A 24,277-nucleotide genomic window follows, 5' to 3' on the forward strand; every position below is an offset into this window, starting at 1 on the left:
CTCAGTAGGCACCGCGATCCATAGGCAGCAACAGCACACCAAAGGTGCGCAGAATGATCGCTAAGTCCAACATGAATGAACGCCCCCGGGCATAAGCAAGGTCAAGGCGAACCCGCTTGGCATAGCTGAGATTATTGCGACCACTCACCTGCCACAGACCAGTCAGCCCAGGGCGTACAGATGCAACTTCATGCATAAACTCCCCATAGCGTTCAAGTTCTTTATCAACGATTGGTCTGGGACCAACCAAACTCATTTCACCCCGCAGCACATTCAAAAACTGAGGCAGTTCATCAAGACTGGAACGCCGCAAAAATCGACCAATAGGTGTGATCCGAGGATCCTTACGAAGCTTAAAATCACGCTCAAACTCAGCCCTCATCGAAGCAGATTTAACAAGCAAATTTGCAAGGATGTCGTCGGCATCTGCTCTCATCGTGCGGAACTTGATACAGCCAAAGTGTCGATAATTACGACCTACCCGTCGCTGCACATAAAAAACAGGCCCAGGTGAGCTGAGTTTGACCAGCAACGCCAAAAGGAGAAAGACAGGAGAGCCGAGGCTGATCACAGCAAGGGAAAACACCACATCTCCAGATCGTTTAATCGATCTCCCCAAGCGACTTTGCTGACCAATCAAGGCATTCGCAGGCAACGTTGAGGCTGGAGCTGAAAGCACCTCAAGATGACGACGAGAAGCCCCTCGGCCCAGGGCTCTACTACCCCCATGAAACACAAAGCGCCTGGAGGCCAATCTCATGATCTCTCCAAGCGGCTCCCCTACTCAAGATCAGGATCGAAACTCTAAAAGCTCCACAGGGTCACTCGCAGCAACGGCACAGGCCTGCTGATGTTGTTGCCAGGCCTGACGCAGTGCAGTCTCAAAACGCGACGCAAAAGCTTCCGGACGGAATTGTTCTGCGTGAAGGCGTACAACTTCAGGGGTCAACTGCTGCCAAAGCTGTCGTTCCTCAAACCAGGCAACCGCCTGCGCGACTGATGCGACTGTCTGTTCAGGGAACAAGACCCCTGTTGGGTAAGGCCTTCCAGCCGCCGCACAACGCACGGTATCGAGTAAGCCACCCCTCCCCAAGCCAATCACTGGGGCCCCCGCTGCCATGGCTTCCACTGGTGCAATTCCAAAGTCCTCCAAAGCGGCATAAACGAAGGCTCGGCAACTTGCCATCAAGGCCTCAACCTGCGCCTGGGTTTGACGACCTAGCAACTGCACTGTGGGACCTGCCAACTCTTCTAGGAATGTCCGCTCCGGTCCATCGCCAACCACCAACAATGGCAAGCGCAATCGATTGAAGGCCTCAATCACAAGATCCACTCGCTTGTAAGGGACAAGGCGACAAACACAGAGGTACACATCATTGCGAGGCTGATCCCAGCGGAAGCGATCCACCTTCACCGGTGGATGCACCACCTCTGCTTCACGCCCCCAAAAGCAAGCAATCCGCCGCGCTGTAAAGCGGGAATTGGCCAAAAGATGATTCACGCGCGCACCACTGAGCTGATCCCACTGCCTGAGAACATGCAATTGCCAACGGATCAAGGGCCCTAAACCGCTTTGTGCCAAGGCCGAGCGACGCAAATAGGCATGCATCTGATCCCATGCATAACGAACGGGAGTGTGCACGTAGCTCACATGGAGCTGCTCAGGAGAGGTGAGTACCCCCTTGGCCACAAGATGGCTGCTGCTGATGACCAAGGGGTAATCACCCACATCTAACTGCTCAATCGCAAGGGGCAATAAGGGCAGGTATTGCTGCACATGGCTCACCCCCCAGGGGAGATGTTGAATCGGACTGGTCTGAATGGCGCGACCTTCCAGCCAGCTTCCTGGCCTAAGGCTTTCTCCATCAACCAGAGCTGCCAAGTCTGGTTGACAGCCCAATCTGAGCAACAGAGCATCGATAGATTGCACGACCTGCTCAGCACCCCCCACGGCACGGGGCGTGAACCACTCATGCACCAAAGCAATCCGTTTGGGCAAGTCTTCTGGGGCCTTGCCAGCCATAGCGGATTGATCCTCAGTTCATCACGAAGTCTCTCAGCCGATTGCAGCAAGAGTGCTGCGTTCCGAAGCTGGGTTAAGCCCACTTAAAGCATGCCGATCAATTCCCTCCTTGAAGATGCCCTCAATCAACCTGCGATTGGTGAAACTGGGCGCTTTCGCTGGCATGCCACTCCCGTGGGCATAGCAGCTTTATGTAGACAACAAAATGCCCCACTCACCCCCCCCTTTGAAGATGCACTACAAGAAGCTCTTCAAGTCGGTTTGGACCTAAGTCGCGAAGAGAGAGAATTCCACCAAGTCAGCCAAGGCCTTGTGCTTCTGTTTCACTCCTGAACGCCAGGCCTAGTCAGCAACTCCCTCAAGGCTCGATAATGAAGGAACGATGCTCTGCCAAGCCACTGGCTCAATTGCATGCCTTGGCAGTTCTGGATCGATCGCGGCGGAACCTTCACAGATCTTGTCGGAATCAACCCCGCTGGAGAATGCATTGTCCGCAAGGTACTCTCGGAACAGCCAGACCAGCCTGGTGATCCAGCCGTCCGAGCGATCCGGGAGGTGTTGGAGCTCAAAGCAGGACAACCAATTCCCATCGGCTTGATTGAAGAAGTGCGCCTCGGCACCACCGTGGCCACCAATGCTTTGCTTGAAAATGCAGGAGAAGCGGTTCTTCTCTTCTGCAATCGTGGTTTCAGAGATCTGCTCCGCATCGGCGATCAGCATCGGCCTGAATTATTTGCTCTACAGATCCGCCGCACGCCCTTCCTGGCACGAGCCGTGATCGAGGTGCCAGGCCGCCTCGATGCCAAGGGGCAAGAAATCGAACCGATCAGCTTCGATGCAGCCCTAGAAGATGAAGTGCGGCGGCATGCCAAAGCAGGCTTGAAAAGCTGCGCCATTGCTCTACTACATGCCTACCGCAACCCCAAACACGAACTGCACTTGCAGGACTGGTTAAATCAGCTGGGATTTAACTCCGTGGTTTGCTCCCATCAGGTTTGCCCCCTGCCACGCCTGGTACCCAGAGGACAAACCACCCTGGTGGAAGCAACTGTTTCACCAGTACTTTTCAAGTATCTAAACCAAGTCCGCAAGGAGCTCGGGCCGTCAACACGTCTCCGCATGATGGGCTCAAGCGGTGCATTGCTGACACCTAAATGGTTACTCGCTAAAGACACAATTCTCTCCGGACCGGCAGGGGGGATGGTTGGTGCTGTCGCCGCAGCACGAGCATCAGGCCTCGCCCAACAACCTCTACTGGGCTTCGACATGGGCGGAACCTCCACCGATGTGTTCCATGTTCCTGCCGGGCAACAGGAGGAAGACTGGCAGCGCAGCCCTGAAACAGAGGTGGCGGGCCAGCGCTTAATGGCGCAGAGGTTACCAATCCACACCGTGGCAGCAGGGGGTGGATCAATCATCAGCAGTGAGGGCGAACGGCTACAGGTTGGGCCTCGCTCAGCGGGTGCTGACCCCGGACCAGCCTGTTACCGCCGTGGCGGTCCACTAACGATCACGGACGCCAATCTCTTGCTGGGTCGCCTACAGGTGAACGAATTTCCAGCGCTATTCGGCCCATCGGCGAACCAGCCCCCAGACTTATCAGTTGTGCAAAAGCGCTTTAGACAACTAGCGGAGACGATCGGCAGCACACCAGAAGACAGCGCAGAAGGTGCCTTAGCAATCGCGATCGAACGCATGGCTGATGCAATCCGACAGGTCTCGTTACTACGCGGTCATGACATTCGTGGAGGCGTGCTTGTGGCCTTCGGAGGAGCCAGTGGGCAACATGCCTGCCGGCTAGCAGCTCAGCTAGGACTGAAGAGAGTGCTGTTTCACCCCTTAGCGGGCGTGCTCTCAGCCCATGGAATGGGCCATGCCCGTCAACGTCAATTACGCGAAAGGTCTGTGCGTGAACCCCTTAACGAAGACTTATTGGACAAACTTCAACAGCTCATCAAGCTGGAACAGACGCAAGCAGAACAACTCCTACAGGAATCAGGAGACCTTGCAAGTGCTGTTGATTCAGCTCCACCAAAGCGTTGGGCCCGCATCGAACTGCGCTATGCATCCAGCGAACAAGGCTTGATGCTCTCCCTGAAGCCAACAACTTGCATCACGGATATACAAAAAGCATTCGCGGTCGCCCACCAACAGCGCTTTAGCTATATCCCTCCTCACAACCAGCCTTTAGTGGTGGAAAGGCTCGAAGTCGCAGTAGTAGCCCCTGCATCCCCAAGCGATCAAGGCCGATCAAGACTAGGTGACGTCCAACTGCATACGCCTCCACCACGGGGCGAACATCAACATGCTGAGGTGCATTGGCCAGATCTTGGCTGGCAGCAGGTGCCCCTCCATCATCGCGATCGTCTGATCGCAGGGTCTGTACTAGAAGGGCCAGCGCTGGTCTTAGACACTACAGGTTGCATCGTGCTAGAGCCTGGTTGGCGAGCAAGCGTGGATCAACAAGGAGCTCTTGTACTCGATGCCATCGCTGCAGATTCAGTGATTACAAGGCAACCGGTAGCACTGGCCAAGCAAACGCCCGATCCAGTGTTGCTGGAGTTATTCCATCATCGCTTCATGGCCATCGCCGAACAGATGGGGGAACGACTACGTCAAACCAGTCGTTCAGTGAACATCCGCGAACGGCTGGATTTCTCTTGCGCCTTATTCGATCATCAGGGTGCACTCGTCGCCAATGCCCCTCACATTCCCGTTCACCTTGGCTCGATGGGTGAATCAGTCGCCGATCTTCTGGCACAGATTGACGCTGGCGAACGCGAACCACTGCGCCCAGGCGAGACAGTACTCAGCAACGATCCCTTCCACGGCGGCACCCATCTGCCAGATATCACAGCAATCACACCTGTGTTCACCACAAGCGACAAACCAAGCTATTTCGTCGCCTGTCGTGCGCATCATGCCGATGTTGGTGGACTCACGCCCGGCTCGATGCCGCCCTTTAGTCGAAACATCAAAGACGAAGGACTCCTCCTCCGTAACGTGTCTTTTGTGAGCGATACTCACCACGACCGCAAGAGCTGGGAGCAAAGGCTTCACAGCGGCAACATGCCGCCACGAAACCCAGCCGAATTGCTCGCCGATCTACAAGCGCAAGTCGCCGCCAACCAGTTAGGCGTTCAAGAGCTGACGGCTCTTGTCGCCAGCACAGGTGATCGACAAGTCAACAGATACATGGCCTTTGTACAGGCCAATGCGGCCGAAGCGGTGCGCAAGGTGATCCAAACATTGAACAATCGCGCCTTCTCAGTAGAGCTCGACAATGGCGCAAAGCTTTGCCTGAAGATCTCAATTGATAAGCATCAGCGCACAGCAAAGGTTGATTTCACTGGCACCTCAGCCCAGGGCTCTGACAATTTCCAAGCTCCGCTGGCCGTAACAAAAGCAGCGGTGCTTTATGTCTTCCGCTGTTTAGTGAGGGAGACGATCCCACTCAACGCCGGTTGCTTTGAACCACTTGAACTGATCGTTCCCAATGGCTGCTTGCTCAACCCACACCCACCTGCAGCAGTCGTAGCAGGAAATGTGGAGACATCCCAAGCACTCTGCAATCTATTGTTCGCGGCCCTAGGGGTTATGGCAGCAAGCCAGGGCACGATGAATAATCTCAGCTTCGGCGACAGCGAACATCAGTATTACGAGACGGTTGGCGGCGGCAGCGGTGCTGGCAAAGGGTTTGATGGTGCTGATGGCATACAGACGCATATGACCAATTCCCGCCTCACCGATCCAGAGATCCTTGAGCAGCGCTATCCAGTACTGCTGGAGCTCTTTGCGTTAAGGCATGGTAGTGGCGGCCTTGGGCGATGGCGTGGTGGTGATGGGCTGTTGCGACAATTTCGCTTCTTAGCGCCAATGACAGCGTCGATTCTCTCTGGATCGAGACGGATTGCACCATTCGGGCTATCAGGCGGCCTGCCGGGGGCGTTAGGAGCAAACCAACTTGAACACGTCAATGGGAAAAGAGATCCGCTGAAAGGATGCGCAACGATCAACATCGAAGCCGGAGAGGCGTTGCTGATCTGCACCCCAGGCGGTGGAGGCTTCGGCTCACCGCGTGACTAACCCTTATTAGCGATTCATCAACTCATCCACCTGTCGCTGGTCTGTATGAACCAACGATTGAACCAATACAGATCAGAAGCAACAATGAGCGAAGAAATCACCAACCGGTCAGAACCAATCAGAATCAGAGGCATTGTCGGGATCATTCTGCTGAGATTCACGGCGGCGGCGTAAAAACTGTCCACGACCACTATCCAACCATCCAGAGCCAGAATCATTCCTCAACCGCCTGGAGCGATCGGAACGACCATCCCCCTGAAGAGTCTCCGAGCCAATCCCAAAGCTGGGGTTATTTGAAATTGCACGCTGATACATCTGCTCGTGCATTCCGTCATCACCAAAATCAGCAACTTCAGCAACAGACGAAGTCGGAGAAAAAGGTTGGGCGGCTACGTCTTGCTCCTGGTGGAAAGAGCTATATGAGCGATCAGAACTCTGCTCTGAAGGATCGCTTTGCGGAACGTATACCGGTTCTGAGAAAGCTAGCGACAGCCAACCTCCCTTAGGAAGCTGATAGCCGAGCTCAAGAAGATATTCACGGCCACCCATCGGCACAGGAAGGAACCACTCATGAGCCTTGCTATCGACAAGAATTTCTTTGATGGCGTGCCTACTGATCAAGGCATCGGCGTGGCTGTAGAGATCGACCAGCCGCAGACATAGGGCTTTTGCTTTTGTTTTTTTTGCCCGTTGCTGATCGGCTTTGCTGATGCTCCAGCTGCAGCGTGCCCACTTTGAGTCTTTGGGCTGCAGTGAAACATAGCTTGAATCCTGGACCCTATCCTCGGTCCTGCTGGGCTGCTTAGCAGTAGCCTGTGGCGTGGCCTTGGACGACCCCCTTGGTTTAGTGACAAAGGCTTGAAAGCGTTGCTGGATTCCCTGAACCAGGCTTGAGACCCCTTTATTAGTGGACTTTTCTTGGCCTGTCACAGGGAGGTCAGCAGAAATCAAGTCAAATCATTTAGGCCATTTTTGCCTTGACAAAAGCTTTTGCCAGTATCTCCTGACATATGCAGAACAAAGCTCGGCCCGAACAAAAGCGTAAGAGCCCAGCAGCAATCAAAACCTTTTGTTCATGCCAATCTCTAGCAAACACTGCTGAACGGCCAAAAAACGGAGAGAGCGTCCTCGCAGTTAGGGAGACGAGAGAACAAAGTGGCATCCATGGTAAGAATTGGCTCAAAGTGGTTCAAAAATCCATGCAAATTGAACCATCTCTACTAAGATTGTCTCTAAAGACTAATGTCAGAAAAAATAGTGGAAACAAGGCTATTTTGAATCCTATTGATTAGTACTAGAGACCTTCTTCTTAGTAAGACCAGCGACACTAGCAAGTACAAACATCCCAAGCAGAGCAGCTCCAAGCATCAAACCAGCCCCCTGACTTACTCCAGCACCGACAGCGACAATGATGGAATCACTAATCAAGAGACTTACAATTAATGCTGGAGTAAAAAGACGCCAACGCGTTCCACCTATCCCAATGGCGTAGCTCAGAAAATCAAAAAGTCCAGTCATTAAGAGACCGGTCATCAGGAAAAAATTTCCCTCCAGTTGATTTTGATTGAAGCCTTCGATTCTCTTCATTGCTTTCACTCCAACCAAGCGGCGAACAGGCTCTCTTCCATAGTTTCTAGCGATAAAGAATGCTGCTTGACAAAAGATAAGATCAGCCAAAACAATTGTCACATATCCTGTTTTAAACCCCAATAGAGAACCTGCCAAAAGTGAATATGCAGAGCTGGGCAAGGCAGGTAAAATGATACTAATCCCTCGAAGTAGCATTATCCCCAAAGGAGCCCAGATGCCCATACTTTCCACCGCATTACGTAGCGGCTCAATGCCATATGTCTGTATGAGGTAAACCAGAAAAACAAATGCTCCAACCCAAAATGTAATCAGAAAAAACTTACGCAATTTATTCATTTTGAAATACCTCGAGCAATTTTCATATTTTGCACCAGAGACGAAGAATCAAGCAACGGAGAGGGTGGGATTCGAACCCACGGACGGTTGCCCGTCAAACGATTTCGAGTCGTTCGCTTTCGACCACTCAGCCACCTCTCCAAACGCCCGTAAAGACGCAAGGCAACTTTAAAACGCTGAGGCCACCATGCTCAGGGAGCCGCTGGCTCTACCACTGACCCAAAGCCGCCCTGCAGTGTGTTGTAGCAACCATCGCCGCTCAAGAGAGGTTGGCACAAAACCAAGCCATACCCCTGTCAAACCCTCTGATTTAACTAAAGGCTGACACTCCACGCCATCCAATCCCTGACGATCACGCCAACTCCAATAGGCTTGACGCGTTGGCAGCAGATGCCAACGCAAACGACCAGCTCGCAACTGCAAACTCTGCTCTGCTGCAGCGATTGGTCTCACCTCCAGGCCAGGACTGACTAACCGCTGTCCAACCTGCAAAGGCATCACACCCTGATGCTCAGCCAACACGGCATGGGCCAGATTTCGCCAACAGGACGCCGCCTCACTGGCAACCGGATCCAAGACCATCGCCCAATCAAGACGGGCATGGCCAAACGCTTCACTCAGCCGACGAGCCTGCCAACAGCTACGACCATCTCCATGCGTACTAACCAAAACAGCCCGCCCACGATGCCTAGCTAGTAACCATTGACGACTGCGCTGATGCACCACCACGAATCCATCGCCCATCTGTACAACAGCCTGCGATAACGAACAAACCAACAAGGCAACCACTCCCCAGGGACGCCAATGACGCAATCGCGTGACCAACCAAGGCAGCAATCCCAACACCAACAACAACACCAACCAAGGCTGGGGATGACCGGTGAACAACTGCGCCATTGGCCAAGTGCAGATCCAACGCACCAGAGCAATCAATAACCCAGCCAACTGCTGGATCGGCCAACTGATCCAGTTCAGCAATGGAGTCAGCAAGCCAGCAGGCAAGAGCAAACACAACCAGGCCAACGCCATCGCTGAGAGGGTGAGCAGCACCAACAAAGGAGCAGCCAGCAGATTCGCCAATAGGGCATAGACAGGAGTGGAGCCAAAATGAACAATCTGTAGTGGCAGCGTCCAGACGATTGCGGCCAAAGGAACAGCCAGCGCCGGTGCCAACCCTCGAAGCCATGTAGGTAAACGCTTGGAGAAAGCCTGCTCTAGGGGCCCTGCTGTGACGACCAATCCGGCAGTAGCTGCCGCACTCAATTGAAAACCAATCGAACGCGCCCAGGCGGGATTCACCAACAGCATCAGCACCAACGTCGCTAGCAACACCCCTAGAGGACGACTGCGGCCTCCGCCCTCATTAATCAACAACACCGTGCTACCCATCAACACAGCTCTCACAACCGACGGTTGTGGTCCGGCCAGCATCAAAAAGCTAATCAGTGCCGTTGCAGCAAACGTCAAACGGAAGGGCCTTGGCAGCAACCGAGCAATCCCCAGCGACGCTCCCAACAGCACAGAAAGATGAAAGCCCGAGGCCGCCAAGGCATGGGAAAGGCCAGCAACGCGGAACGCCTTAACCAAATCAAGCGGCAGATCAACTTGGGCACGACCCAACACCAAAGCCGCCAGCAATCCTCCCGAACGTGGACCTGCCAGTTGCTGTAAGCGCAAGGCGACCTGACGGCGAGCATCAGCGATCGGCGTCCAGGGACGTTGCAACACCTCAACCTGATCACCCCAGAATTGGCTCCAACTTCCCTGCTGCTGAAGCCGCTCCGCTGGCCCAGGCAGTAGCGAATGAGGCCCGAGAGCCGGAGCGCGCAACTGACCATGCACACGGATTCGCCAACCCTGCTGCAAAAGCTGAGGGCAAGGTCTTAGCTGAACTTCACTACGGCCATGCCTCGGCAGGCCATTGATCCGGTTCACCGCCAACAATGCACGGCAACTATCAGCCACAAAGCTGCTATCACGAAGCAATCGGCTATCACTCAGCAGCCGCCCTTCGAGGCTGCTTCGAAGCGGAAGGCGCGAGGAACGATCAAAAGAACCGGCACTCGCCAACAAACGCACAGGGTCCAAAGGTCCAGGTCTCGGCTGCCCCAACCAGCAAGCCCATGCCAACAACAATGGCAACATCAACGCCAATGCTGTAGCCCTGCTTTGGGTAATGCCGAGACGAATCAAGCAGAAACGAGCCGTGATCAGCAACACAACAGCAACGACAACCATTGCTTGAGAAGGAAAGGGCTGGGCACCAAGCACTAGTGCTGTCAGGGCCAAGCCTGCAACAAGCAAAGGCGAAGAAAACCCTCGCAAACAAACTCAAACGACTATCTCGAGAATTCCCCTCTCTGCACTTCGCAGTCTGCAGGGTTCGAGGAAGAGCCTGGCAAAAGATCTCCCTAAGAAGATCTCTAGCCCTGAACCCACAAGCCTAAAACCCTATTTCCAACCAGATTGAGCCATCAACTGAATCGCCTTGGCATTATTCGCTCCGAGCTGGCTAATCGTGACCCGATCGGGGCGGAAAGTGCCGAACTTTTTGAGTTCTAACGACGTGCCATAGCCATTCAACGGATGTTCATAGGTGGGGCCAGCCATGCCTTGACTGCCATCAGGTGAAGCAAGAAATTCAAGCAGCTGAATCGCCTCCTTCTTATTCTTTGCATACCTAGCCAACCCACCAGCACTGACATTGACGTGGGCAGGATCAGGTGTGATAACCGTGAGCTTATTAGCAAGAACCTTGTCTTTCGATCCGCTCACACCAGCACGCATCCGCGCAACATAGTAGTGATTAACGATGCCAACGCCACAGATGCCTTGTGACACAGCTCGAGCCAGGGAGACATCTCCTCCAAAGTAAGGCTGGGAAACATTAGAGATCATTCCCTGCAACCAACTCTTGGTTGCCGCCTCACCGCGCAACACAAGCTGATCAGCGACTAAAGATTGGTTGTAGACGTTGTTGCGCTTGCGTAGACACACCTTCCCTTTAAGTGAGGGGCTAGCCAGATCGGCATAAGTGCGAATACTGCCAACGTTCACCTTCGATGGATTGGCAACAATCACCCGCACGCGACGGGTCAGGCCATACCAACGACCTTGCGGATCGCGATAGGCACTAGGTACTTCGCTATCCAATTTTGCTGAGCGCGCAGGTTGCAAAAGGCCCTCTTTTGCTGCATTACTAATCCGTGCCGCATCAACAAGGATGATCACATCTGCCTGAGAGTTTGCCCCCTCTCGTTTAAGACGCTCTAACAATGAAATACCAGAAGATTCGATCAGCCGAACCTTGATCCCTGTTTGCTCAGAAAATTTCTTATAAATTTGACGATCAGTGTTGTAGTGCCGACCTGAATAAACACGTACTTCTCGAGCCTTCGCAACACCGTTTTGGCTGAATCCAGTGCCAAGGGCGAGAACGGCCGCCAAGCCTGAATACGTAAGACGCGCCTTCAAACCCATTGCCAACAAACCATTAACGTTGCAAGCCTCACCCTATTGAGAGCACTCAAGGCCTCCTTGCGCATTCCATACCAGCCGCTGTAACAAATGATGCAGTAACGGCCCGTGAGGGCCAAAGCGCTGATAATGGGATTTCCTCAGCAATTCTTATCATCTGCAATAGAACTAAGGGAAATGGTTGCTTATGGGGCTAGAGCATAGTTGGCATAGTGGCACGTCAGAACCACTCAGAGAGGAATTGAGACCTGGCCGGAGTTCGTAAAGGATAGAAGGAAAATCCATGAGGCCGATCGCGACGGATCGAAGCAAGAAAAGTAGTATTAGTACCTATAGGATGATAACTGAAAATATCCGTAGTCAAGTAGTACCTGTCGGAACTTTACAGACGACTACTAACAAAAAAGTATCCGGAAGGGAAGTGGAGTTGTAGTTAGAGTAATTACTTAACAGGGTTATAAATATCCAGTGGAAAGTATGTATATGCACTCTTTTTGACAGTATATCCAACATCCGAAGGTGGTAACACGTGGTAAGAATTGACCAACTACATACGCAAGACGCTTCAGAGGTTTATTTTATTTTTTCTAGTAGAGACCTCTATGAAGCATTAGACTACCCTCAGAGTATTTACACCTATAACTAATCCAAAAGAAAAAGAAGAAATCAACGAGGAGCTATCAACTGAAGAGTTGAAGAGTGTTAGTGGTGGTGGTGTTTGGAGTGATAGTCCGTTTATAAGCGCTTTTAAAGAAAATGGTCCAGAAGGTAAGGGTTGTGGGATGACACTAGATGATTACAACAAGAGACTTGGATTAGATGCTGGTCCTATAAATAAAAAAGAAGTTGGTCCGATAACTAGAGAACGATAATCTCAATGAAATACAACCACTGAAACAAACACAGACCTAATCAACTAATGAAATCATCACTGTCTAAAAGAGATGGGATTTACATCGGTCTATTCCTTGTTTTGATTATTACTCAAATCCCACAGTCAGCAAGGAACCACAAGACAAATGTTTACAGAGATAACTTAGAGAACTATTTTGATTACCAACGTGAGAGAAAGACAAAACAGTGGGACAAGAAGATGAAGGATTTGTTTGATGAGACAAGACATTGTAGACACTACCTAAACAATGAAGGTGGGGCTAATAGTGGTGGTCCCTCCTTCCGTTACTAACTTTCTTTTCGTTTGAAATTATTTTCTGGTTGAAGCATCTAGAAATGATTAGACTATGTTTAGAGTATTGACACCTAATGAGTGACCCTGAAAAAAGAAGAGTAAAAGATTGGAATAAGAGGAATGAATCATAGAGAGGGTTGGGTAACTGACAAACGAGACAGGATTATTGAAAGTAGTAAAGGAATGGAATTCGACGAGGGATCAGTCTCTGTTGGTATGAGGAGTCTCATTGGTAATCTTCGTTTCTTGTTTCGTGTTCTTGATGAGTGTAGTTACATCAACATCAAGATAAGAGATAAACTGATGACGGTAACTGTAACTATTTCTGATTACAATATTGTCATCAATCCCTATCTCGAAGCTGATGAATGTCTAAACCAATCACAGGAAGAAGAAGATTGGATTACTTATGAATGGTTGAAGGAATTTGGATTGGTTGAGTTGATGGATAAGGAATGGAGGAGGACTAATGAGGAGAAGGAAAAGATAGAGGAGGAAAGACAAAGACTTATTCAAACGGTAGATTGGAATAATGAAGAATCACCATCAGGAGATGACTAATGACAGAACCACCTCTTCATCTTTTCCTCATCAACAAAAGAAGAAGTTGAGAGAGTTAGAATTTGAACTTAGGATCAATAAGTCATTGATGTGGTCCATTCTAATCCTTGTTTTATTCTTTTTTGGTTGTAAATGGGAGACGTTAGGAATTAATCCGATTGTCTTCTTTCTTCTTGGTTGTAGTTACAGTTGGTCTCTTGAAAGAGGACAAGAGAAACACAAAGAAGTGTTGAGGATGAGATTGATGGTCAATCCAAGTGTGGAAAAGTAGGCCAAAATATGGGACTCATAAACAACCACCTTATATGACTTACCACTTGTTGTATTATATAGATGATCTTCCTACGAAACTAAAAACTGACTTGTCTTTGGAGAAGGGAGAGGAGATGTTTCACTTCTATGTTGATGACGATGACTTCAATGATGAGGCTATAGAGTTAGTTGAGGATGTAACCAACAAAGTCATTCGTCATTATGATCCCAACTAACTTATGAGTTACTTACTCAATATCTACGATACTCCTGGACACCCTCCTACAAACCACGAGAAGATTGAAAATCTGGAGGAAGGTATCCGTGTGTTTAATAAATACGTTGATGATGACGATTACAAAGATTTCGATATGGAGTTGATAACAGAAGAATATGATGAAGTCCGATACTATGATTCAACTGAAGGAGAGGTTGAAACATTTGATAAAAAAAGACATGAGTGATCTATGCTTACTATTCTCTCGGGCAATACAACTGTTGGAACTGTGATACTTGCAGGATCGATATTTTTATGGTTCTACCTGTACAACAACAGCAAGACTGACGAAGACTGATAGGATTAATAAATCTGAATTCCTTCTAACCACTCCTTTACTTCCTTCACCTCTTTCTTTAGATCCTTCTTTGACTTCTTAGGAGTCAGTGTAGAAGTAGGTCTAGATAATGGTAGCATATCCTGCCTATGTTTAGACGATAGATTACTCGTGGATTTTGATTTAACTACTTGCCTGAGTATCTATACCTGTTGGTGTCTAAGTAGAGCCTTAGGTGTTAGTTGAAGAACAGGTGGTATTGATAGTTGTTTACTCTCCTTCCACCTGTTCACTTCCTCCATAGAAGTTTTTTTGTAAGGGGGTGTGAGATAATTTCTTATTTGATTGACCTTGAGTTGTTGACCTTGACCCTTGAGTTGGTTGGTAGATCATAAGGTTTATTATAGTTTGTTTGGGGATGGAATAGTGGGATAGTGGTATCGATCTAGCAAGACAAAAAAGACCACAATTCTTTATAAACTGCTCGAGACTCCCACCGTTCATTCACTAAGAGATTTGGATAAATTTTGTCTCGTATAGAAGAATTGGACTTAGACCTAAGATTAGGAAGTTTACCGTTTTATTCATACGAGTCCTCCATAGTTTTATAACGTCGAGGTATTGGTTATTGTGGGATTTACCCGGCAATCTCTATGGAGCCTCTGACCCATCCATTGCTTGACGAGGCAACTGTGAGCCAACTGCGTGCAACTCTCTTGGCTGACGAAACATCATGGCAGGACGGACGTAAAACAGCGGGATATCAAGCAGCCGAAGTCAAAAACAACCTCCAGCTGGATCGCAACTCAAAAACCGCCAAAGAAAACAGCCAACTAGTGATTAAGCAGCTTGAATCGGATCCGCTTGTGAAGAGCTTTGCCTTACCAAGGCACATCCACGGGGTGATGTTCAGTCGATCCGGTATTGGCCAGGGCTATGGAATGCATGTCGACAATGCGTACATGAGCTCAGGGCGTAGCGACCTCTCCTTCACGCTATTTCTCAGCGAACCCGAAAGTTACGACGGAGGAGCTCTCTGCATTCAAACCTTGCAAGACAGCAAGCAAGTGAAGCTGCCAGCAGGCCAGTTGATCATTTATCCCAGCACAAGCCTGCATGCCGTGGAAACAGTCACTGCTGGTGAGCGGCTGGTTTGTGTTGGCTGGATCCAGAGCTATATCAGGAGCAATGAAGACCGCACCATTCTGTTTGGCCTCAATGCTGGTGCCCGCGCCCTTCTTGCCGAACATGGCCGTTCACCAGAACTGGACTTGATCTTTCAGGCGTACACCAACATGCTCAGGCGCCTCGGCAACTGAAGCCTGAATCATTTGATACTAGATGAAGTATCGAATCGCCAAACAATGGTTGCGTTGGGGAGCCAAAATGTATGTAGATTCGCTTATCTGCAAAGCATGAGTAAAAAGTCTCCTGTAGCAATATTTCTTGCAGCTTCTGCTCTGCTGGCCGCAAACGCACTACAGCCAAATCTTAGTCACGCTGGTGAAGGCGATATGGGAGGACTGAAGGAGTGGACAACTGATCAAGACATCGATGCTGAAAGCAAACCTGATGAAGACGCCAAAAAAGCTGCCAAAAAGGCAAAGAAATCAAATATTTGCGTCCCGATCGGCGAAGGAGAAAACTGCTGGTAAACCTATTCTGAAATAGTTTTCACGAAAACCACTTTAAACGAAGATAAACAAGCTCAATCAAAGGCTCCTTCTGACAAGGAAGAAGCCTTTTTTATTAAGGCTAGTAAAACTAATCTACTCAGAAAAGAGGCAATATAATCCCCGAAGAAGAAGAAAGAAGTAATTTCAGTTTCCTATTACTTTGACCGTAGATTTATTCAGAAAAGAACCAATGCATATTTCCTTGTTGAAGTGTTCTGCATTGCTCTCTTCAGCTTTGAATGACTTGCAAAGACAAAAAAAGGCGCCCGCTCTAGGGACGCCTTGATGTTCTAACGAACCAAGAGGGGAGTGATCCCCTCCCTCGCTAAGATCAGAACTTAAATGTTGTTTGAACTAGGCCACCGAAGGTACCGAAAGTATCAGCTCCTTTGCCACCGTACTTTGTAGCTGTTCCTGTTTTCTCTCCAAACGGACGGCTCAGATAGAAAACAGCTGGTGTCACAGAGATGTTATCTGTGACCTGGAACTTGTACCACAGCTCGAACGCCATGTTGCCGTCATCAGGAGTGTCATCACCCTTCTGTTGGGTCACCCACTGAAGCTCAGAGACTGCAGCGCCAAGGGTATTGCCCTCAATGAAGGCATCCTTCCACATCATGCCTGCGAACCAAGCCATGCTTTGCTCGCGGGTGCCATCTGCTGCCTCATCTGGCAGGTTGTAATCAGTGAAGTCGTAACCAAGGCTGAAGGAAGGAATCAAGCCTGGCTCATCTGGCTGCCAAAAAGCTCTAAGCGCGACTCCATTGGAATCAGCACCGCAAGAACTTGTGCCTCTGCACTTGCTATAGACGCTGGAACCACCATCTGACGTACCAAAGCCTTGAGTCATGCCTTGTTGGGTGTACGCATAAGCCGCAGAAACTTGCCACTGAGGATTGCCGTAATCGACCTTGGCGAGAAACTTACCTTTGGAATTACCGTTTCCTATACCACCATCAGAAGGATCACCATTTTCGCCTTCTTTGGCCACATAGTTGGCACTAATGCCAAACCTGGCATCCATCGGATCGTCGACTGGCGACTTCCAGGCCAAACCTAAGCCTTGCCCTGTACTTGCACCGTAAACACCATAGTTACCACCCAACTTGAAGGCTTTCAAGATTGGCTGGTATACTGATGGTGCACTACCAAGCATGTAGTAGTTTTCAATCTTGGCACCAATCCAAGCAGTGAAGTCGTCACCAATCGGGAATGTGTACCAAAGCTTGTCGACTTTAACGACATCTTGATTGTTATTGGCAACATTCAAGTAGGCGGGCTTCACGTAACCCTTGCCACCAAATGCACTATCTGCAAAGTTACCTGTCTTCAGGCGAGTATAGAGAAGATCCTTACCCGTGAAACTGGTGTTCAGATCTAACTGCAGAGTGTAGTTGAAACTAAGTGCGTCAGTTCCAAGGTAATCACCATCAGAATCCTTAAGCTCATCGGTCTCATCGCCGGTGTAGCTGGTTCCGCCAAGAACCATATGAGCCTTTCCAACAAGCTTGGTTGTTGTCGAGAACTGAGTGGCTTCGAGTTCACCAACGCGGGCTTCTAGGCCATCAACACGGCCCTTGAGGATGGCGAGCTCCTGCTCGAATTCGTTGAGCAGACGACGCAGTTCGTCGGTGACTTCAGTGATGCGATCGAGGCATGCATTCAATAGAGCAGCCGCTTCAAAGCGGGTCATTGCTCTGTTGCCCAGGTAGCTACCACTTGGATAGCCAGCCACACAGCCGTAGCGCTCAATCAGGTTGCTCAGCGCCTGATAAGCCCAATCGGTTGGGTAAACATCTTGGAATTGGGAGATGCTGGTGACCTGCTCGCTGGAGGCCGAATAATCGGACACACCTTTGATGTCTAGGTCTGCGGCATTAGCAGCCATAGGAGCCATCAGGCCCAAGGCAGCAGGTGCCACCAGCAATTGCTGGAAGAGTTTCATTTGGTTCCTCACACAAAGAGCCCAAAACATGGGCCAGCACAAGATAGTAAAAAGATCTGTGTTCACAACGGACACAATTAACAGCCCTAAGTATCAATTGATACACGCAAAGTCAGGTGCGCGAAATCAGGCCCTTGAATTTTATTGAGCCATTTAAGATTGCAATGGCTGGTCTAAAGCAAGTGCCTTGTTATTAAGCAAGGGGAATCCCATTGCCTCTCTTTCTGTTAACCAAGCCTCTGCCACCCCGCGAGCCAAACTGCGAATTCTGCCAATCGTGGCTGTTCGCTCCGTGACCGAAATCACGCCACGAGCCTCCAGTAGGTTGAAAGTATGGCTACATTTTAGAACGAAATCAAGTGCGGGTGCTGGGAGCTGCTTTGCGATCAGGTCTGACGCTTCCGCTTCATAAAGATCGAACAACTGTTTAAGGCGACTTGGATCCGATGATTCAAAATTAAAGTCGCACTGACCCTTTTCTAGAGAAAGCCAGATATCGCCATAGCTTCGTTTGTTATTCCAGCTGAGATCCCAAATATTCTCAACATTCTGTAAATACATGGCCAGTCTCTCAATGCCATAGGTGATCTCGATCGGCACAGGGCTGCAATCAAGACCACCACATTGCTGAAAATAAGTGAACTGTGTAACCTCCATACCATCAAGCCACACTTCCCAACCAACCCCCCAGGCTCCAAGAGTGGGTGATTCCCAGTTGTCTTCTACAAAGCGAATGTCATGTTCCGCCGTACAAACTCCTAAAGCTTCAAGCGATGCAAGATACGTCTCCTGAATACCAACTGGAGAGGGCTTGATCAATACCTGATATTGAAAATAGTGTTGAGCGCGATTGGGGTTGTCGCCGTAGCGACCATCGGTGGGCCGACGACAGGGCTCTGGATAAGCCACAGCCCAGGGCTCTGGTCCAATAGCGCGCAGAACGGTATGGGGACTCATCGTGCCGGCACCCTTTTCCGTGTCATAAGGCTGCAACAGCACACAGCCCTGATCAGCCCAAAAGGAATTCAGGGTCGTGATGATGTCCTGGAAGTGCACTAGCGTTGTTCTGAGGAGCTTTGATCGTAATTGTATTGTATTCCTACTTATCCATTACCTAAGCAAAAGCTTGTTTAATTCGAATAGGCTCGAAAACATGTAAATGCTATAGTCAGTTAGTTAAATCCACTAAAAAGTGATCAGAATACAGCTCAATCGGACGAAATACTCTTATTTAATAATCAGCATACTCATAGTAGCTCTAATGATTTATATTGCTCAATTTCTAGATGTGTCAACGATAGGAAGTTGGCTAAAAGCTATCGATGGCGGAGTTGAATCGATAGGGCTATGGGCAATTGGGATTATTTTTGCCCTACGGTCAATAAGTATCATCATTCCAATACTTCCTGGCACATACTGCTCTGTTCTCTCTGGTTATTTCTTTGGATTCCAACAAGGCTTGTTGGTTATTTTCTTAGCAGATCTGGTCGCTTGTTGTTCATGCTTCACCCTTTCCAGGAAATTTGGCAGAGCCGTAATTGAGAAACTCGTAGGCAAGAATCTGATGAATCGTGTTGAGAATTTTAGCAAAAAACATTTAGAGCAAAACTTTTTCTTGATGACAAGTTTTTTAATGTCGAATTTATTTGATTTTGTTTGTTATGGCTTAGGACTTACAAAAGTTACATGGAAAAGGTTTCTGCCTGCATTATTCCTTAGCATCATAATATCAGACGCCCCATTTGTTGCAAGTGGATATGCACTAAAACGCCTTGGAGGTATTGAAATCCAAGAAATTATTAATGGGAATATAAAGGCACTCCAGGGACAACCTCTAGCAATATTCATTATCTCTATCACGATAATATTTTCTCTGGCAATAATCAATATAGTCCGACAAAGAAGACAAGATAATATCAAAAGAACAGCCAGTCAATGATTATCTCTTAAAGAGAGAATCATTAAAATTGCTTCTGTCAGTATCTCATTTCGAGATCATCAAATTAGAACTAGGCTAAGGCTCGTTTATAGCCTTTTGATGTCATAGTCCGATTAGATTAGAAGAATGCGAATCGCAGAAAGTCATTATTCTATTCTCCAAAGTATATCTGCTTGCAGTAACTCAATCAAAGAATGGCAAACACCTAAAGAAATTAGAGCTATAAAGCTATAGAATTTTCAAGATATAAAACAGTAAAAAATTCAAGGAAGTTCTATTGAGCAGTATTTACACTACCTGATTCAAGCAGCCTTGGTGAATAAATCAACAACGAGCGAACAAAAAATCCGCTTTTAAAGCAAACAGCTAGATTAAGACAAGACTATTTATTTAGCATGTATGTAAAGTATCCAATAATTGCAATATTAACACCAATTAATCCAAAGAAAATCAACAACGGGTTCTGCATTCCCGCTGGTGCCGATAATTGTAGGCCTAAAATATTAAGCACCTCTTTTTTAGGCATATCTTTTTCTTCTTTATCAGTTGCGAGCAAATATGGTATTCCAAATCTATTTTTTGGCGGCTCGAAGGCTTCCGTTTGGTCGTTACTCGAACTTGCATTGCTCTCAGAATCTTCCATGATCATTGTATTGATTATGATCCAAGATTATACCATTAGACTGGTTGCGAGGCAATCCACTCATATAAGCATGGTGTTCAACACCAAAATGATGAATATTTATGCAGAATATTTAGGCATAAGCCATTATCTTTGATTCGTCCAAAATTGGTACATTTGTCGAAAGGTTTTGGGATTGGCATGTTCATACTGTTGCCAATAGCCGAGGTCAGTCTGCATTGAATCAGATGGATAAGCTCTGCCATAATCTTTTTTAACAATACTGGGTAACACAAAACCTAAGAATCTAAGTTCAAATTGGTCAAGCAGCGATGCTATCATCTCTAGTGAATAACGATGTTCCATAATATGAAAACAAAGATCTCTACACATAGAAGTTGTGTAAAAGTCTGGCCAGTTTGAGATTGAACTAATCTTCGGATATTCACCATTAATTAGTTTATTCCTAAATAGACGAATGCCTTCAATACTAGCCTCAAAAGATTCAGATTTAATAATTTTCCTAGCCTCGACAATATCTTGACGTGCTAGCTCACTATAAAATCCTAATTTGAGCATTCCATCGGCTGCGAGTATTTTGAGTAGAGATTGCAGACCTTCAGAGGGATCCTTCATATGATGGAGAACACCCGTACATTCTATGAGATCAAACTCTTCATTTAGTTTTGGAAGATCAAGAATATCCATCTCAATAAATCTTATATGCTCAATTCCATATTCATGAGCCTTACGCTTTGCATAAGCGATACTAGAAGAGCTGAGATCGATAGCAGTTAACTCAGAGTTAGAATAAGAGAGAGCATCGAATATTTGCTGTCCGGTTCCACAGCCAGCTATTAAAACTCGAGATCTCTGCTTAGGCAAAATGATTGATACCCGATTAGGGCTTATTTCGTTGTTAATCGCTGAAGATATAGTTTGAATATTTTCACGTGAATAAGAAGCATATCTCCAACGCGGATAAGGGTGCTCTTCATACTGCTTTTTAACCTGAATAGAAGTACCATCATCTATAGATCCATATTTAGGAATAGATGCTGCAAGCTCATGTTCGCGTTCTGGTTCAACGAGTTGCATTATTTTTAAATTATTTAATTTCTCATTTGCATCGATGAATCCTCTTAATGAAGGGAACTGTTCACAAAGATGAGTAATGGGTATATAACAAGCTAAGATGGAAAGAGTTTTCAGATCAAAGTCACTTCTCAAGCAAGAAAGTTTAAACTGTTCGATTGCATCCAATTCTTGCTTGCTACATGTAAAAATATATTCATTAAGGAAACACTGCTCCGCAAGAGCAATAGTCAAGTCAATAATCCTTTTATTAAAAACATTATTTTGGATTGAAATACATATTTGCTTGCGTATATTAGTCAAAGCCTTCTCCCAGGCAATTGTGGTGAATAACATCAAGCCAAGAGCACTGATGATCTCATCATCAGCAAGAATATTTTGAAAAGATGGGTGGTCAAATAAATTATGATTAATGCCTGAAATGTTGTCTAGTGTTTTTTCAGAGATCAAGAGATTAATTGCTGAAAATAGATTTTTATGTGCAATATCATTTCTCTTTAATAGGCCACGAAGCAAAACTCTAGACTGTCGTTCAGGCAAGAATGAAAGATCAGATTCCTCAAGCATAGAGTTAAGAAGCAAATATGATGATTGCTTTTGTGGGTAAAGCTCAATTTCTCTTGTTACATGAAATACAGCCTCCTCAATTCTGCCAAGGTCCTTTAGAATTATAGAAAGGTTTAAATTGACATCAGGCAGATCGGCTTCTAGGTGCATTGCCTTTCTTGTATTCACTTCTGCATCAGTTAAATCACCTTGGTCTTGCAGGATACCACCTAGATTCAGATAAATACTTGCTGAATCATCTTGCAATTCAATTGCCTTGCGTGTTGTATATTCAGCTTCATCTAGTTTGCCTTGATTCTGTAGGATCTGACCAAGATTAACGTATGCATCAGCCAAATCTGGCTGAAGTTCAATGGCCTTTCGGGTTATATCTTCTGCGTCAGTTAGTCTTCCTTTTTCTCGTAAGACTAAACCCAAGTATGAATAAGCGTTGGCAAGGTTAGGCTGTATAACAATCGCCTGTCGGATCGCCACTTCAGCATCATCTAACATTCCTATCTGAAAGAAAAGATATCCCAAGTTTGCATGTGAAAAAGCATGGCCTGGAAATAGTTTGATGCTTTTCTTATAGATGTTTATTGCCTTGTCAATCTCTCCTTGGGATTGACAGATCAATGCGAAATTAGAGAATACATCTGGATCACTTAAACCACTATTAATAAATTCCTGATAGGCTTTTTGTGCCTCATTTATATTGCCTTGTTGGTGATATTTAAAAGCGATAGCCTTGATTTGATCAGGCGGTATTCGGGCAAACTTCTTGGAGGGTTGTTTGTTTTTTATTTTTTTCTTTTCTCCAAATCCTTTCATGTTCGCAACGAGATATTCTTCTTTAATCTAATCGCCAAAGAAATTCTTGAACCTTGAAGGTAATAGCATGAAATGATGGACTTTTTTGATAGGCAAGAGCTCGTCAAAAGAAGGGGCAAGAATCCTTCGACCTCAGAAGAACCGAAAATGTCATATTGAGGTTTCTTCAAGGAGATCATCGACAATTAAAGTCTGCCAATTCATTAACATGAATGCGTCAATCGCATGACATAATTCCCAAAAGCAACAGTCAAGGCATTGAAGCAAGTATTCCCCTTACTCCCCTTATTGATATGGACAGTACCTGTCCCATCCAAGGCAAATGAGTTCAAGTGCCCAGGAGACAACAACTATGAGCTTAGCTATTGCGCCTCACAAGCCCTTAAACGATCAAACAGCCATTTAGAGTCTCAACTCAAAGATTCGACCTTTGAAGCCTGGAAGAGTGCGATCGGGGAGGTTTGCGCCGAAGCATATGCTCCATATAGCCAAGGTACGATCTATCCGTTAATGCTCATGAGATGTAATGAGAACTTAAACCAAACTCTTCTTGAAGAAATGAAGGGACTCGGCGAACGTCAATAGAGAAAAGAAAAGCATAAGATTTTGCAAGGTATCTATCACCCGCTTTGATGTAGGCTATAAAGCTCTATTAAAGAGTATTAGGGAGGGAGGAGGAAAACTATGAGCGGCCTAAATCCGTGAGCTAGCTTATAACATAAATGATAAGTTCAAAAACCATTTGATATTTGTATTGACAAGGACTTGATAGGGGTGCAATGATTTATCTACTCATCACACCAGTTTTTGGTGATCAGCTCTAGTGCTACGAGTAGGATGATTGATGGAATTTGATGATCCTCATGCCAAAACCAATAGAGTTCAAAGAATTCTACGAGCTTCTCAAGGCAGCAAAGAATGGTAACAAAAAGGAGAGAGAGAAGTTAGAGTGGATCTTGGCAGAATATGAACATGCAGAAGGCTCTGAAAGTGCTTACGATGAATTAGGGCAGGTTTTTTGCCATATAGGGGTGATGGGTCTATATGACTACGCTGGTAGTGATGATATTCAATTTATTAGTCGCTTAGAAAAATCTGTATGGGATTACCTAGAAATCAGAATGGGAATGAGCTTAACTCAACATATGGTAGAAACAATGATAGAACATGCTAAGCAACATGAATTATCAACAAAAATGTGTGAGAAATGGGATATATCTAGAGAAGAGCTGGCGGAGAACATCGAGGATTTAGCAGTTTATGTTGCCGAGGGCATCATCGAAGTTATCGATTAGGGCATGTTATTGATATCATTGAAATCCTTTCTCTTCATGATTCAATCAGCTCATAAGTGCAACAGAGCCATTTGTTCTGAACAAGAGTTAATATGCAAACAACTAAAGAACTCTCCTCAGCGTTGACCATACTTTGGGATGGTTGATCCTTTATTTATCACTCAGAATTCCCAAAAGTCATCGCATCTTTTGCCAATTAAATGATGATGACAATAATCTTAGGGCCATGGAGATTAATTTAGCCTATGCCGCCAACACAT

The 24,277-nt window shown here is 47.2% G+C and carries 19 protein-coding genes and 1 tRNA gene; 9 read left to right on the forward strand and 11 right to left on the reverse strand.

Annotation, left to right across the window (positions count from 1 at the left end):
* Position 1: 1 nt before the first annotated feature.
* Positions 2 to 760: a sugar transferase gene (locus SIB41_RS07405; RefSeq protein ID WP_413357906.1), complete on the reverse strand. Its 759-nt coding sequence runs from the start codon at positions 758 to 760 to the stop codon at positions 2 to 4.
* Positions 761 to 790: 30 nt separating this feature from the next.
* The gene (locus SIB41_RS07410) at positions 791 to 2,023 is read right to left on the reverse strand and encodes a glycosyltransferase (RefSeq protein ID WP_413357908.1); all 1,233 of its coding nucleotides are present in this window, start codon (positions 2,021 to 2,023) and stop codon (positions 791 to 793) included.
* A 90-nt stretch (positions 2,024 to 2,113) separates the two neighbouring features.
* Between SIB41_RS07410 and SIB41_RS07415 the strand changes: the two genes are divergently transcribed.
* Together SIB41_RS07415 and SIB41_RS07420 are read left to right on the forward strand one after the other, a co-directional pair.
* Entirely contained in the window at positions 2,114 to 2,356 is a 243-nt protein-coding gene (locus tag SIB41_RS07415) for a hypothetical protein (RefSeq protein ID WP_011129688.1), read from the forward strand.
* A gap of 78 nt (positions 2,357 to 2,434) precedes the next feature.
* The gene (locus tag SIB41_RS07420) at positions 2,435 to 6,109 is read left to right on the forward strand and encodes a hydantoinase B/oxoprolinase family protein (protein WP_413357910.1); all 3,675 of its coding nucleotides are present in this window, start codon (positions 2,435 to 2,437) and stop codon (positions 6,107 to 6,109) included.
* 108 nt (positions 6,110 to 6,217) lie between these two features.
* Here the strand turns inward: SIB41_RS07420 and SIB41_RS07425 are convergent, their stop codons facing one another.
* The 5 genes from SIB41_RS07425 to SIB41_RS07445 all read right to left on the reverse strand — a co-directional run bounded on the left by SIB41_RS07425 (position 6,218) and on the right by SIB41_RS07445 (position 11,515).
* Positions 6,218 to 7,060, reverse strand: coding sequence for a DUF4912 domain-containing protein (locus SIB41_RS07425; RefSeq protein ID WP_413357912.1), 843 nt, complete (start codon positions 7,058 to 7,060; stop codon positions 6,218 to 6,220).
* Positions 7,061 to 7,390: 330 nt separating this feature from the next.
* Positions 7,391 to 8,035 carry a TVP38/TMEM64 family protein gene (locus SIB41_RS07430; protein WP_413357914.1) on the reverse strand — a complete coding sequence of 215 codons (645 nt, stop codon included), beginning with the start codon at positions 8,033 to 8,035 and terminating at the stop codon, positions 7,391 to 7,393.
* Positions 8,036 to 8,091: 56 nt separating this feature from the next.
* Positions 8,092 to 8,176, reverse strand: a tRNA-Ser gene (locus SIB41_RS07435).
* Positions 8,177 to 8,203: 27 nt separating this feature from the next.
* The gene (locus SIB41_RS07440; RefSeq protein WP_413357916.1) at positions 8,204 to 10,360 is read right to left on the reverse strand and encodes a ComEC/Rec2 family competence protein; all 2,157 of its coding nucleotides are present in this window, start codon (positions 10,358 to 10,360) and stop codon (positions 8,204 to 8,206) included.
* Positions 10,361 to 10,486: 126 nt separating this feature from the next.
* A complete protein-coding gene (locus tag SIB41_RS07445; RefSeq protein WP_413357918.1) occupies positions 10,487 to 11,515 on the reverse strand; it encodes a Fe(3+) ABC transporter substrate-binding protein in 1,029 nt (342 codons plus the stop codon).
* Between the two features lie 689 nt (positions 11,516 to 12,204).
* Here SIB41_RS07445 and SIB41_RS07450 point away from each other — a divergent pair.
* From SIB41_RS07450 to SIB41_RS07470, 5 genes are all read left to right on the forward strand, one after another.
* Positions 12,205 to 12,384, forward strand: coding sequence for a hypothetical protein (locus tag SIB41_RS07450; RefSeq protein ID WP_413357920.1), 180 nt, complete (start codon positions 12,205 to 12,207; stop codon positions 12,382 to 12,384).
* A gap of 437 nt (positions 12,385 to 12,821) precedes the next feature.
* Entirely contained in the window at positions 12,822 to 13,262 is a 441-nt protein-coding gene (locus SIB41_RS07455) for a DNA methyltransferase (protein WP_413357922.1), read from the forward strand.
* 491 nt (positions 13,263 to 13,753) lie between these two features.
* Complete coding sequence (locus SIB41_RS07460) at positions 13,754 to 13,978, forward strand: hypothetical protein (RefSeq protein WP_413357924.1); 225 nt, start codon at positions 13,754 to 13,756, stop codon at positions 13,976 to 13,978.
* A gap of 743 nt (positions 13,979 to 14,721) precedes the next feature.
* Entirely contained in the window at positions 14,722 to 15,387 is a 666-nt protein-coding gene (locus tag SIB41_RS07465) for a Fe2+-dependent dioxygenase (RefSeq protein ID WP_413357926.1), read from the forward strand.
* Between the two features lie 96 nt (positions 15,388 to 15,483).
* Positions 15,484 to 15,723, forward strand: a complete 240-nt coding sequence (locus SIB41_RS07470; RefSeq protein WP_413357928.1) for a hypothetical protein — start codon at positions 15,484 to 15,486, stop codon at positions 15,721 to 15,723.
* 352 nt (positions 15,724 to 16,075) lie between these two features.
* On the opposite strand, the gene SIB41_RS07475 is transcribed toward SIB41_RS07470, so the two are convergent.
* A complete protein-coding gene (locus SIB41_RS07475) occupies positions 16,076 to 17,689 on the reverse strand; it encodes an iron uptake porin (RefSeq protein ID WP_413357930.1) in 1,614 nt (537 codons plus the stop codon).
* A 153-nt stretch (positions 17,690 to 17,842) separates the two neighbouring features.
* Entirely contained in the window at positions 17,843 to 18,745 is a 903-nt protein-coding gene (gene glyQ / locus SIB41_RS07480; protein WP_063434946.1) for a glycine--tRNA ligase subunit alpha, read from the reverse strand.
* 205 nt (positions 18,746 to 18,950) lie between these two features.
* Between glyQ and SIB41_RS07485 the strand changes: the two genes are divergently transcribed.
* Positions 18,951 to 19,628, forward strand: a complete 678-nt coding sequence (locus SIB41_RS07485) for a TVP38/TMEM64 family protein (RefSeq protein WP_413357932.1) — start codon at positions 18,951 to 18,953, stop codon at positions 19,626 to 19,628.
* A gap of 382 nt (positions 19,629 to 20,010) precedes the next feature.
* Here the strand turns inward: SIB41_RS07485 and SIB41_RS07490 are convergent, their stop codons facing one another.
* Together SIB41_RS07490 and SIB41_RS07495 are read right to left on the reverse strand one after the other, a co-directional pair.
* The gene (locus SIB41_RS07490) at positions 20,011 to 20,271 is read right to left on the reverse strand and encodes a hypothetical protein (RefSeq protein WP_413357934.1); all 261 of its coding nucleotides are present in this window, start codon (positions 20,269 to 20,271) and stop codon (positions 20,011 to 20,013) included.
* A 126-nt stretch (positions 20,272 to 20,397) separates the two neighbouring features.
* Positions 20,398 to 22,722, reverse strand: a complete 2,325-nt coding sequence (locus SIB41_RS07495) for a tetratricopeptide repeat protein (protein WP_413357936.1) — start codon at positions 22,720 to 22,722, stop codon at positions 20,398 to 20,400.
* A gap of 854 nt (positions 22,723 to 23,576) precedes the next feature.
* Here SIB41_RS07495 and SIB41_RS07500 point away from each other — a divergent pair.
* Positions 23,577 to 24,017, forward strand: a complete 441-nt coding sequence (locus SIB41_RS07500; protein WP_413357938.1) for a hypothetical protein — start codon at positions 23,577 to 23,579, stop codon at positions 24,015 to 24,017.
* Positions 24,018 to 24,277 lie beyond the last annotated feature (260 nt).

This window comes from Prochlorococcus sp. MIT 1201, assembly GCF_047303415.1.
In the GTDB taxonomy this organism is placed as follows: domain Bacteria; phylum Cyanobacteriota; class Cyanobacteriia; order PCC-6307; family Cyanobiaceae; genus Prochlorococcus; species Prochlorococcus marinus_D.

Bases quoted from the DNA above. Each gene is read 5' to 3' on its own strand.
- SIB41_RS07475 (WP_413357930.1), bottom strand. From the start codon at position 17,689: ATGAAACTCTTCCAGCAATTGCTGGTGGCACCTGCTGCCTTGGGCCTG.
- SIB41_RS07420 (WP_413357910.1), top strand. From the start codon at position 2,435: ATGCCTTGGCAGTTCTGGATCGATCGCGGCGGAACCTTCACAGATCTT.
- SIB41_RS07415 (WP_011129688.1), top strand. From the start codon at position 2,114: ATGCCGATCAATTCCCTCCTTGAAGATGCCCTCAATCAACCTGCGATT.
- SIB41_RS07485 (WP_413357932.1), top strand. From the start codon at position 18,951: ATGATTTATATTGCTCAATTTCTAGATGTGTCAACGATAGGAAGTTGG.
- SIB41_RS07465 (WP_413357926.1), top strand. From the start codon at position 14,722: ATGGAGCCTCTGACCCATCCATTGCTTGACGAGGCAACTGTGAGCCAA.
- SIB41_RS07470 (WP_413357928.1), top strand. From the start codon at position 15,484: ATGAGTAAAAAGTCTCCTGTAGCAATATTTCTTGCAGCTTCTGCTCTG.
- SIB41_RS07495 (WP_413357936.1), bottom strand. From the start codon at position 22,722: ATGAAAGGATTTGGAGAAAAGAAAAAAATAAAAAACAAACAACCCTCC.
- SIB41_RS07500 (WP_413357938.1), top strand. From the start codon at position 23,577: ATGATCCTCATGCCAAAACCAATAGAGTTCAAAGAATTCTACGAGCTT.
- SIB41_RS07460 (WP_413357924.1), top strand. From the start codon at position 13,754: ATGAGTTACTTACTCAATATCTACGATACTCCTGGACACCCTCCTACA.
- SIB41_RS07445 (WP_413357918.1), bottom strand. From the start codon at position 11,515: ATGGGTTTGAAGGCGCGTCTTACGTATTCAGGCTTGGCGGCCGTTCTC.
- SIB41_RS07405 (WP_413357906.1), bottom strand. From the start codon at position 760: ATGAGATTGGCCTCCAGGCGCTTTGTGTTTCATGGGGGTAGTAGAGCC.
- SIB41_RS07455 (WP_413357922.1), top strand. From the start codon at position 12,822: ATGAATCATAGAGAGGGTTGGGTAACTGACAAACGAGACAGGATTATT.
- SIB41_RS07410 (WP_413357908.1), bottom strand. From the start codon at position 2,023: ATGGCTGGCAAGGCCCCAGAAGACTTGCCCAAACGGATTGCTTTGGTG.
- SIB41_RS07490 (WP_413357934.1), bottom strand. From the start codon at position 20,271: ATGGAAGATTCTGAGAGCAATGCAAGTTCGAGTAACGACCAAACGGAA.
- SIB41_RS07430 (WP_413357914.1), bottom strand. From the start codon at position 8,035: ATGAATAAATTGCGTAAGTTTTTTCTGATTACATTTTGGGTTGGAGCA.